The sequence below is a fragment of the Flavobacterium litorale genome (assembly GCF_019613795.1).
Taxonomy (GTDB): Bacteria; Bacteroidota; Bacteroidia; order Flavobacteriales; family Flavobacteriaceae; genus Flavobacterium; species Flavobacterium litorale.
The window spans coordinates 2,495,484-2,507,545 of the sequence record NZ_CP080429.1 but is presented as its reverse complement, the minus strand read 5'-3'; the positions used below and the strand labels follow the sequence as shown (position 1 = coordinate 2,507,545).

The 12,062-nt window shown below is 36.6% G+C and carries 11 protein-coding genes; 2 read left to right on the top strand and 9 right to left on the bottom strand.

The genetic code is table 11. The features are described from left to right. Positions 1-127 precede the first annotated feature (127 nt). Both K1I41_RS11395 and K1I41_RS11390 read left to right on the top strand, forming a co-directional pair. Positions 128-718 (top strand): DUF4142 domain-containing protein, encoded by a 591-nt coding sequence (locus tag K1I41_RS11395; protein ID WP_220640461.1) that lies wholly within the window; start codon positions 128-130, stop codon positions 716-718. Between the two features lie 15 nt (positions 719-733). After that, entirely contained in the window at positions 734-886 is a 153-nt protein-coding gene (locus K1I41_RS11390) for a lmo0937 family membrane protein (protein ID WP_220640460.1), read from the top strand. A gap of 77 nt (positions 887-963) precedes the next feature. Here K1I41_RS11390 and K1I41_RS11385 read toward each other — a convergent pair whose 3' ends face one another. The 9 genes from K1I41_RS11385 to K1I41_RS11345 form a co-directional block, all read right to left on the bottom strand. Continuing rightward, the gene (locus K1I41_RS11385; protein WP_220640459.1) at positions 964-2,766 is read right to left on the bottom strand and encodes an acyl-CoA dehydrogenase FadE; all 1,803 of its coding nucleotides are present in this window, start codon (positions 2,764-2,766) and stop codon (positions 964-966) included. 39 nt (positions 2,767-2,805) lie between these two features. After that, complete coding sequence (locus K1I41_RS11380; protein WP_255566929.1) at positions 2,806-3,141, bottom strand: four helix bundle protein; 336 nt, start codon at positions 3,139-3,141, stop codon at positions 2,806-2,808. Positions 3,142-3,205: 64 nt separating this feature from the next. Further along, entirely contained in the window at positions 3,206-4,387 is a 1,182-nt protein-coding gene (locus K1I41_RS11375; protein ID WP_220640457.1) for an acetyl-CoA C-acyltransferase, read from the bottom strand. Positions 4,388-4,418: 31 nt separating this feature from the next. After that, positions 4,419-4,775: a four helix bundle protein gene (locus K1I41_RS11370; protein ID WP_220640456.1), complete on the bottom strand. Its 357-nt coding sequence runs from the start codon at positions 4,773-4,775 to the stop codon at positions 4,419-4,421. Between the two features lie 33 nt (positions 4,776-4,808). Continuing rightward, positions 4,809-7,199, bottom strand: coding sequence for a 3-hydroxyacyl-CoA dehydrogenase/enoyl-CoA hydratase family protein (locus K1I41_RS11365; RefSeq protein WP_220640455.1), 2,391 nt, complete (start codon positions 7,197-7,199; stop codon positions 4,809-4,811). 41 nt (positions 7,200-7,240) lie between these two features. After that, positions 7,241-7,708: a MarR family winged helix-turn-helix transcriptional regulator gene (locus K1I41_RS11360; RefSeq protein WP_220640454.1), complete on the bottom strand. Its 468-nt coding sequence runs from the start codon at positions 7,706-7,708 to the stop codon at positions 7,241-7,243. A 263-nt stretch (positions 7,709-7,971) separates the two neighbouring features. Further along, complete coding sequence (locus tag K1I41_RS11355; RefSeq protein ID WP_220640453.1) at positions 7,972-8,949, bottom strand: hypothetical protein; 978 nt, start codon at positions 8,947-8,949, stop codon at positions 7,972-7,974. 81 nt (positions 8,950-9,030) lie between these two features. Further along, entirely contained in the window at positions 9,031-10,206 is a 1,176-nt protein-coding gene (locus tag K1I41_RS11350) for a hypothetical protein (RefSeq protein ID WP_220640452.1), read from the bottom strand. A gap of 80 nt (positions 10,207-10,286) precedes the next feature. Further along, entirely contained in the window at positions 10,287-12,062 is a 1,776-nt protein-coding gene (locus K1I41_RS11345; protein ID WP_220640451.1) for an AMP-dependent synthetase/ligase, read from the bottom strand.

The window sequence follows — 12,062 nt, the reverse complement described above, 5'->3', positions numbered from 1 at the left end:
ATGTATCATCAAATTATAAATTAGGATTTAATATTTCCATAACAAGAATTATGAATACGCTAACAGACACTAATCCATAAGTACACTATTTTCGCTTAAACAATTTAAAACACAAAATTATTCAATTATGAAAAAAACTAACGTATTTAGTAAAATGTTACTTGGTGCAGCTACAGTAATGTTATCATTAGGTGTGGTATCGTGTAAAGACGAAAAAAATGATCCAGCAGAGGTTGCAGAGGAACAGAACGAAGAGAAATTTGATGATAATGAGGTTATGGAGGAAGATTCGGAGTATCTGGTAGATGCTGCCGAAGCCAATATGATGCAGGTAGAACTCGGTAAGGTGGTTCAGGAAAAAGCTACGCATCAGGACGTTAAAGATTTTGCTAAGATGATGGCAGAAAAGCATGGTGATGCAACTAAAAAAATTGAAGAACTTGCAGGTAGACTACACGTAACATTGCCTACTGCAACAGGTGCAGCTACTAAAGATGCCATAGAAAAGTTGAGAGAAAAAGCAGGTTTGGAGTTGGATAAAGAGTATATTGATATGATGGTAAGCAAACACGAAGATATTATTGATGAGATGGAAGAAGCATCAGAAGATGCTAAAAATCAGGATATTAAAATGTGGGCATCGGATGCGTTGTCTGATATTAAAATGCACCTTGAGAAAGCCAAAAATATTCAGGAAAAACTTGAAGATAAAGAGTAACCAAAATTTTAAATCATGAAAAAACTGTTATTTGTAATTGCGCTACTCCTTATAGTAGGCTGGATAGTTGGGAGCTTTGTCTATCATATTGCTAGTGCTTTAATTCACTTATTGTTAATAATAGCTATTGTTATGATAGTGCTTGGACTAATTAAGCGTAAAGGGTAATAACAGTTAAAACCATAAATTAAAAAATCCGCTGGACGATTGTCCAGCGGATTTTTTAATTTAACATAAACTATACCTTAAAAAGGATAGTCGTTTTCGGTTACTATTTTAGCGGCGATAGTTTCGCGCAATGCTATTACGTTAGGTAGGTTAGTATATTTGGTAAAACGTTTAAGCCCCATTAGCATCATGCGTTGCTCATCGCCTTCTGCAAACGATGCAATACCTTCTTTACCTTTATCATTTACAATATCAACAGCTTTGTATAAGTAAAGTTTTGCCATGGCAATTTGCTCTTTTACATTTTCTTCTCCTTTATTCTTTGCTAGTTTTTCTGTACGGAGTATTGTAGATTCTGCCATGTATATTTCGATTAATATATCGGCAGCAGCCATTAATAATTGCTGGTGTTCCTCTAAATCAGGGCCATATTTTTGTACGGCACTGCCCGCTACCATCAGGAAAGCTTTTTTCAGTTTTACAATCATTTCTTTTTCTTCGGCAAACAGCTCCGAATAATCAGGTACGTCAAACGATGGAATTCCCATTAATTCTTCGCCTACTTTTGTGGCAGGACCTAAAAGATCTACATGACCTTTCATCGCTTTTTTAATTAGCATACCTACGCATAGCATACGGTTAATTTCATTAGTACCCTCGTATATACGTGCAATACGTGCATCGCGCCAAGCACTTTCCATAGGTGTATCTTCAGAGAAGCCCATACCACCAAATATCTGGATACCTTCATCCGAACAGTTTTGTATATCTTCGGATACCGCTACCTTAAGGATAGAGCATTCTATGGCGAACTCTTCTACACCTTTAAGCTCAGCATCTTGATGGCTTTCGCCTTTTGCTATACGTGCATTAATACGATCTTCAATGTTCTTAGCAGCCCTGTAACTTGCGCTTTCGCCTGCATAGCAGCTTGTTGCCATTTCGGCAAGTTTAGCACGAATAGCACCAAAGTTGGCTATAGGGGTTTTAAACTGAACGCGCTCGTTAGCATATTTTACAGAGTTTTCTATCGTTCTGCGTTGTGCATCCAAACAAGCAGCAGCAAGTTTTATACGCCCTACATTAAGTGCATTCATAGCTATCTTAAAGCCGTTGCCACGTTCTGATAGCATATTTTCTACAGGAACTTTTGTTTCGTTAAAAAACACTTGCCGTGTAGAGGAGGCTCTAATACCGAGTTTATGTTCCTCTTCCCCCATAGAGATTCCATTGTCAGGGTCGTTTTCTACAATAAAACCTGTAATATATTTATCATCTTCTATACGGGCAAATACAATAAATACATTACAAAAGCCTGCATTAGAGATCCACATTTTCTGTCCTGTAATTTTGTAATGCGTCCCATCTTCAGATAGTACTGCCTTTGTTTTACCCGAGTTAGCATCGCTACCCGCTCCAGGTTCAGTAAGGCAGTAGGCGCCAAACCATTCGCCTGTGGCTAGTTTGGGTACGTATTTTTGTTTCTGCTCTTCGGTGCCATACAGTGTTATTGGCATAGTACCAATACCCGTGTGCGCCCCAAAGGCAGTAGAGAATGAGCCTGTAGCACCCGATATATAATCGCATACCAACATAGTAGAAACAAAGCCCATGCCCATACCGTTGTACTCTTCTGGTACCGCTACCCCTAAAAAGCCAAGTTCTCCCGCTTTTCGCATCGTTTCCTCAGTAAAAGCATAATCTTTTTTCTCAAAACGTTCTTTGTTTGGCCATATCTCACGGTCAATAAACTCTTGAACAGAGTCGCGCATCATGATTTGCTCTTCTGAGAAATCTTCGGGCGTGAATATATCTTCACATTTAGTTTCTGTTACAAGGAATTGTCCTCCTCTTGCTATTTTTTGCTCTTCTGTGTTCATAAATTAGATTTTTTGATAATAGATAAAAGATGATAGACTTTAATTACTGCCTAAAGTGTTCTGAAAACTCATGGTCATCCGTTGGAATTCTTCTATTTTATTTTCGATTTCTCTTGTTGTTACTTCTGTAATATATTTATTGTGGTAGGCTAATAGTAATTGCGTTTGTAGTTCAAAGGATGATCCCAACGAAATATCTATAAAATGCCTGAAAGATTTATTAGTTCTACTAGATCCTTCTGCTATATTTGAAGGTATTGAAACTGAGCATCTGTTCATTTGAGTTTTTAAACCAAACTTTTCATGCGTTGGAAAAGTAGCTGTAATATCTAAAATCGATTTTGCTAGTTCCATACCACATTGCCAAATTTTCATTTTTTTAAAGTTGTGTCTTTTAAACTCGCTCATAAGAATCTATTATCTTTATATCTTTTTATAGTTACAATATTTCATAAATTCCTGCTGCACCTTGTCCTGTACCCACACACATAGTTACCATACCATATTTATTACCACGGCGTTTCATCTCGTCGAATAATTGCACCGATAGTTTTGCGCCTGTACATCCTAATGGATGCCCTAGTGCAATGGCACCTCCGTTTACATTAAGAATATCGGTATTAATACCAAGTTCTCTAACTACGGCTAACGACTGCGACGCAAAGGCTTCATTAAGTTCTATAAGTTCTATGTCGTTTAATTTTAAATTGGCTTGTTGTAATGCTTTTGGTATAGCTTTTACAGGCCCTATACCCATTATTCTCGGTTCAACACCTGCTGCTGCATAGCTTACTAATCTTGCAATAGGTTCAAGATTTAATTCTTTAACCATGTCCTCACTCATTACCATTGCAAAAGCTGCACCGTCGCTCATTTGAGAAGATGTACCTGCCGTAACACTACCATCAGCAGCAAAAACAGGGCGTAATTTTGCCAATGCCTCTACGGAAGTGTCAGCACGAGGTCCTTCGTCCTTGGTTACAGTATAGCTTTTGGTTGCTTTTTTACCGTTTTCATCTATATATACCTGTTCTACGGTTATAGGTACTATCTGGTTATCGAATTTGCCTTCGGCTTGCGCTTTTAATGCCTTTTGGTGCGATTCGTAGGCAAATTTATCTTGGTCTTCACGGCTTACGTTGTATTTTTTTGCTACTGCTTCGGCAGTTAGTCCCATGCCCCAATAATAATCTTCATTACCTGCTTTGGCTGCTTTATAATCGGGTACGGGTTTGTAACCACCCATAGGTATATAGCTCATGCTCTCGGCACCTCCTGCTATAATACAGTCCGCCATTCCGCTTTGTATTTTAGCTGTCGCCATAGCAATGGTTTCCAATCCTGATGCACAATATCTGTTTACTGTTACACCAGGTACATCTTCTACTTTAAGCCCCATTAACGATATAAGGCGTGCAAAGTTTAAGCCTTGCTCAGCCTCTGGCATTGCATTACCAACAATAACATCGTCTATACGGGTTTTATCAAAATCAGGCAGTTCTTTCATGATGTGTTCAATCGTTTCTGCTGCCAGTTCATCAGGTCGTTTAAATCGGAACACGCCTTTAGGTGCTTTACCTACTGCTGTTCTGTATGCTTTTACTATATATGCTGTTTTCATGCGCTAGCTTTTAGATTTTAGTATTGAGAATTTAGACTTCCCCAATGCTTTTTTGAAATGAATAATTCATTTTTTGTATTTCAGTAATTAAGTTTAGTGTTTCTTCAATTTTTTGTTCTTCAATTAAACCAAGTTCATGAGTAATGATTAATTGTGTATGTAATTCGTAACTTGAACCATTCGCAATACTCAAAAAATATTTAAATTCCTTTTTTGAGTTTCTTCCAGCACCTTCGGCTATATTGGATGGTATTGAAACGGCAGCTCTTTTTATTTGAGATGTTAAACCAAATTTTTCATCATTTGGTAAATCAGCAACTACCTTATAAACTTGTTTTACAAGTTCGATTGATTTTTGCCATATTTTTAACTCATTTACCTTATGCATACTATCTCAATTCTATTATCTTAAATCTCAATACTAATTACGTAGTGGCTTCCCTTTGGTTAGCATATGTTGTATTCTTTCTAACGTTTTACGTTCAGTACATAACGATAGGAATGCTTCGCGTTCTAAGTCTAATAAGTATTGTTCACTTACTAATGTGGCTTCACTCAAATCGCCACCCGCCATAACGTAAGCTAGTTTATTGGCTATTTTCTTGTCGTGTTCGCTTATGTAGTTACCTGCTTCCATACTATCAGTACCTACTAAAAACATACCTAAGGCTTGTTTACCGAGTACTTTTACATCGTTACGTTTTACGGGTTGTGTATAACCTGCTTCGGCAAGTAGTTTGGCGTGCTTTTTAGCTTCTGCCAACTGCCTGTCTTTATTTACTACAATAACGTCTTTCCCTTTTTGTAATATGCCAGTATCAAAAGCTTCGTAGGCTGAGGTTGATACTTTTGCCATAGCCACAGCTAAGAAATATTCTTGTAGTACATTAAGCTCCACATCGTTTTTACGGAAGGTATCGGCAGCACGTAGTGCCATTTCTTTAGAGCCTCCACCACCAGGGATAACACCTACACCAAACTCTACTAAACCAATATAGGTTTCGGCGGCAGCTACCACTTTGTCGGCGTGCATGCTCATTTCACATCCACCACCTAACGTCATACCGTGTGGTGCTACTACTACTGGAGCAGAGGAATAGCGTACCCGCATCATGGTGTCCTGAAACATTTTTATAGCCATATTCAGCTCGTCGTATTCCTGCTCTACAGCCATCATAAATATCATACCGATATTTGCACCTACAGAGAAATTCGCTGCTTGGTTGCCTATAACGAGTCCATCATACTCTTTCTCAGCAAGGTCTATTGCTTTATTGATGCCTTGTAGCACCCCGCCACCAATAGTATTCATTTTGCTTTGGAATTCTAAGTTTAAAATTCCATCGCCTAAATCTTGTATAATGGCTTCGCTATTGCTCCATACTTTTTTGCTTTCGCGAATGTTGTTTAGTATAATAAATGCATCTTGCCCAGGTACTTTTTTATAGGATTTAGATGCTACATCGTAGTAATAGGTATTTCCTTCTTTAACGGTATAAAAACTAGTACTACCCGATGCTAGCATATCGTTTACCCAAGCAGCAGGAGTAAGCCCTTCTGCTTTCATTAGTTCGATACCTTTTTGTACTCCTATAGCATCCCAAATTTCAAATGGACCGTTTTCCCAACCGAAACCAGCTTTCATTGCATCATCTATCTTATATAGGTCGTAGGCAATTTCAGGAATACGGTTTGCTACATAAGCAAACATTCCTGTAAAGTTTTTACGGTAGAATTCGCCTGCTTTATCGCTGCCTTTTACCAATACTTTAAATCGGTCAATAGGTCGGTCTATACTTTTAGTAAGCTCTAAAGTTGCAAACGATGCTTTTTGTTTTGGTCGATATTCTAGGCTATCAAGGTCTAACGATGTAATTTCTTTGCCTTCTTTTTTGTAAAAACCTTGTCCTGTTTTACTACCCAACCATTTTTTTTCCATCATTGTATTTACAAAATCGGGGACTTTAAACAGTTCGTGTGCCTCATCGTCAGGACAATTGTCGTAAATACCGTTAGCAACGTGTACTAAAGTGTCTAACCCTACTACATCTACCGTACGGAAGGTTGCCGATTTTGGGCGACCAATTACTGGACCTGTTAGTTTATCTACTTCTTCTACAGTAAGCCCCATCTCTTTTACTTGATGGAATAGGCTCATAATACCGTATATACCTATACGGTTACCTATAAAAGCAGGGGTATCTTTAGCTACTACCGATGTTTTACCTAAGAATTTTTCGCCGTAACCATTTAAAAAGTCCAAAACTTCTTGCGAGGTTTTAGGACCTGGTATAATTTCGAAAAGTTTTAAGTAACGTGGTGGGTTAAAAAAGTGTGTTCCGCAAAAGTGCTGTTGGAAATCGTCACTTCGCCCTTCACTCATAAACTGGATTGGAATACCTGATGTATTTGATGTTATAAGCGTACCAGGCTTGCGGTATTCTTCAATTTGTTCAAATACTTTTTTCTTAATATCAAGTCGTTCTACTACTACCTCAATAATCCAATCTACATCGGCTATTTTAGCTAAATCATCGTCCAGATTTCCTGTTGTAATGCGTGACGCAAATTTTTGATGGTAAATAGGGGAGGGCTTGGATTTTAATGATGTAGTAAGGTGGTGGTTAACAATTCGGTTTTTAACCACTTTATCCTGTAGGGTAAGTCCCTTTTTTTCTTCTGCCTCTGTAAGTTCTTTAGGGGCAATGTCCAACAAAAGAACTTCTACACCTATATTGGCAAAATGGCAGGCTATGCCTGAGCCCATAATACCCGAACCGATAACGGCTGCCTTTTTAATAGTGCGTTTCATTTTTTATATAAATTTTTATATTGGTCGTAATAATGATTGTATTAATTTTTAGCACTTTCCTCTGCTTCATTTTCAGTATGATAAATTTGCTTTTCGGCAATTAATCCATTTATAACTTCGGCAACTTCGGCAAAGTGATCTAACTTTTCCTGCGATAGATGGTCTTTAACGATGTCGTTAAATTTTAGCACCGTAGTTTTAGATAACTCTCTTTTTTCAAGTCCTAACTTAGTTAAGTGTATAATAACACCTCTGCCATCTACAGGGTTTTTTTTGCGTACTATTAACCCTTTTTCTTCCATCGATTTTAATGTACGTGTTAAACTTGTTGGCTCCATGCCCATTTGTGGTCCTAATGCGGTAGAGGGGATGCCGTTTTCTTTATCGATAGATAATAGGGCAAACCCGATAGACATTGTTGCGCCGTATTTAGATGCTTCTTCATTATACATTCTGGCTACAGCTTGCCAAGTTGCCCTTAGTATATAGTCTATTGTTTGGTCTTTCATAGCAGAATTATTTTCAAATATACAAAAATTTAATATGCATGCATATTAAATTAAATAATTTTAATGTTAATAAAATAATAAATGTTACTTTAAATTATTGGTTGCTTAGCTGCTGTATTGTTAGTAATTTATGTGGTTTAATCTTAAAATAATAAATGCTGGTACTTTTACCTATTTGCATTACATGTAAATATAACCAATAATCGTGAAATGTTTATATATAAAAAAACTCCCTACTAATAGGGAGTTTATAGTGTTTGTTTTTACTTTTTTACTTCTTTAAATTCGTAGTAATTATCATACCTACCAGGGTTGAATGCTCTATAATAAATGTATTTTTTATCAAAGTCCAGTCCTGTATATATTCTTTTTATTTCTCGTTTTACTTCTTCAAATTCCATCTTTAACGTTTCAGTATCGGCAACAGGTACTTTTGTTTCGTAAGTAAATACAGCAAACATACCTTCTGGATTGTTAATAGGGGATATACTTGCTACGTTGGGTACACTATTTATGTTGTGAAGTGGTTGCGGAAATTTATACTCTTTATCAACTTCTTCTTGCCATCTTTTTTGATAAAAGGTAATACGTTCTTCCTCATTATAAGTAAGTTTATTTTCGGCAGGATTTAAACAACTTTCTGCAACGGTGCAATAAAAAAATGCATCGAGTATAAAACCAGCTTTGTGTTTTTGCTGAGCTAGTTTGTAATAATCCTGTGCATTTTTACCATATTGTCCAAAAGCATCAAGATGTATGTAGTCTAATTTCCATGCTCCATCTATTTTCTCGTATATAATAGTTACAAGATAATCGGTAATGTCTGCATACGATGTTGTTAGTAATGATACATAAGTTTCCTTATTTTTATGCGTATACTGTAATGAATATTGCCCGTTTTCCGATTCTATTTTAGCATTATCGTAGGCTTTATTATGCTTGTTGTAATATTCGTGGTATATTTTATAATCTGTTTTTAGTATTCCTTTTCTAAACGCCCAAACTGCATTTTCTATCCTACCTTGTAGGTGTTTTAAAAAATCGGGAGAACCCAATTTTTTAAACGTTTTCATGTCGCTATTGGATAGTGCCGATAACAGACTATCGTTTTTAGCGTGTATTGTTGCTCTTAAATCCTTATCTATAGCATTGTTTGCAAACGTTTCGGTATTAGAGCCGCATCCTTGTAACACTAGTATTGATGTTAGTGCTAAAAGCACTAACGATAATTTTAATTTCATTGTATGGTTGGATTAAATAATATTGGCGCTAAATTATAATAAAATATAATTAGCGCCAATATTGTTATTATAGTGTAGTTTTTATATAGCAGTTAGGCCCATTAATGCAGCAGCTTCGCGTGCTTCGGGATAATTTTTATCGTATGGGTTTACAAGTATGTTGGTAACAATTACTTTCCAAGTATCGCAATCGGTTATTTTGGATATGGTTAGTAGTGCATCTGTAATTTTACGATCCGTCCATAGGTTATCTCTCTTGGTATCTAATAATATATCCCACAAGTACTCTTTTATTTTGTGCAATAAAATAAAGTCTTTTATATGATTGGCATGTTGGTAGGAGTGTTTTATAAATGCTGATAATGCCTTTGGAGCATCTTCGTAGCACGATATGTTTTCGCAGCAAGGACCAGGGGATAGGAGGACGTCAAATATTTCTGAAGCTGCTATATAAAGCTCGGCATCAATACTTTGTGTAGCCATTTTAGTGCTTAACTCACCATATACAGCGCAAGTGCATGCTAAATGTTGGTTGTGGATATCGTTTTTATATCCGTCCGTTAGCAGCCACTGTTTTAATGCTTTGGTTTTACCTATCCGTGCTAACCTATCAACTAATTGTATTTTGCCCCAACCTGTTACTTGTTGCCCGAGCTCGAGTAAATCTTTCTCTGGATTTTCACGTAGGTTGAGTAATGCGATAACTACATACAATGTAAATTCTTCGTGTAAACCTATTGTTTTTAACTTCTCTATAGTTACTTGGTTTTGGCATAGCCCCAAAATAGCTATTCCAAACTTTACACAATTTTTGTGTCCTGTATTTAATGCCATATCATTTGCAAAGGCAAACAGATGTGGCTCTATTACTAAGGAGTAGTTTGATATTTCTTCCAAAAACGGATCGATGAGGTTGATAACATCTTTATATTGTGTTACCATACCATAAAACTCGGCAGCAGTTTTTTTATCGCCAGTAATCGATATATGTTCTAACTTTTTTGCAAGTTCGCGTACGTCCTCAAGAATGGACTCTTCTTGTCCAAACTCAAATACGACATCATATATTGATGCTTTTTTCTTCTTTCTTTCGTTTATAGCAATCTTTACATCGTCAGGTAATGTATATTCTTCAGGTAACTTGCCAGTATCATCTACATTAACTTTAATATCTCTGTAAATAGAGTATTTCGTTCGCCATTCTGCAATAGCGACTTTATCCCTTGGTTGTAATAAACGGGATAACCATTGTATCATATTTTTCAATTTTTTTTAGATGTGTGTGTATTTTTTAATATGATAGAACTGTAGCGACTATTCGTCTTTTTATTTATGCATTAAGTGCGGTATATCTTGTCATACAGTTTTATATATTTTTGCTTTATTGCTTTACGTTTTAATTTTAATGTTGGTGTCATTTCTCCACCATCTACCGACCATAATTCGGGAGTAAGCTCAAATCGCTTTATTTGTTCCCAATTTCCAAATTTTTTATTTATTGTATCTAATTCTTCCTGTATACGGCTAATAACGTGTTCATCTTTAATTAGCTCCTCGTTACTAACATTGTGTTTAATACCTTTACGCTCTGCCCAGTGCCTTAAAAATTCAAATTCGGGCTGTATAAGGGCGGCAGGCATTTTTTCGCCATCGCCAATAACCATTATTTGCTCTATAAAACGCGATTGTTTCATGGCATTCTCAATAAGTTGTGGTGCTATGTATTTACCTCCCGATGTTTTAAACATTTCCTTTTTCCTGTCGGTTATTTTAAGGAAACCATCACTGTCAATTTCTCCAATATCTCCAGTATGGAAATAACCATCTACAATTACTTCTTTTGTTTTTTCTTCATCTTTAAAGTACCCTAACATTACATTGGGTCCTTTGCAGAGTATTTCGCCATCTTCGGCAATTTTAACCTCAACACCATCAAGTGGTTTACCTACGGTACCAATCCTAAATCCTCCATTACGCTCATCGTTTACCGATATAACAGGAGAGGTTTCCGTTAATCCGTAACCTTCCATTACTGGTATTTCGGCAGCAGCAAAAACCCTAGCTAAACGAGGTTGTATTGCCGCACTACCCGAAACCATTAGCCCCAATTTACCACCAAGACCTGCTTTCCATTTACTAAAAATTAATTTTCGGGCAAGCCACAGCTTTGCATCGTATGCTGCTCCGTTAGCCCCATAAGGCTCATATTTTAATCCTACATCTACTGCCCAAAAGAACAGCATTTTTTTAATACCTGACAATTCAGAGCCTTTTGTAATAATTTTATCGTATACTTTTTCCAACAATCGAGGTACTGCTGTAATAACGTTAGGAGCAACCTCTTTAATATTATCACTTACCTTTTCTATCGATTCTGCAAAGTATATCGATACTCCGTAATACTGGTATAAATATAAAATCATGCGTTCGTATATGTGGCAGATTGGTAAAAAGCTTAGCGCTTTGTATTCGCCTGCTGCAAATGGTACTCTTTTAGAACTCATTAATACGTCCGACACTATGTTTTTATGCGATAGCATTACGCCTTTTGGTCGCCCTGTAGTACCCGATGTATATATTATAGTAGCCAAATCATCTTCTTTTATACTCTCTTTACGCGCTTCTACCTCATTTTGGTTACTTTCATCTTTACCAAGTTCTAGTATCTCGTTCCAACTCCTGCATCCCTGTATGGCATCAAACGAATACACCTCTTTTAATCTAGGTATTTTACTGCGAATACTAGATATCTTATCGAATAACTCTTGGTCAGATACAATACAATATACGGCTTCACAATGGTTGAGTATGTATTCGTAATCTTCCTCTGTAATTGTGGGATATACAGGTACGTTTTGTGCCCCTGTTTGTAATATACCTATATCTACAATGTTCCATTCCGTTCGGTTGTTAGATGATATAACCGCAATATTGTCATTTTTGTTGATGCCTAATCGTAAAAGACCTCTCGAAAAAGCGTTTGCTTTATCAATATATTCTTTAGTAGAGGTTTTTATCCATTCGTTTCCGTATTTAGTAACTAATGCTTCCTCTAGGTTGTGTTTTTCAAGCTGATAATAAGGAAAATCAAACAGACGGGTAATATTATCCAT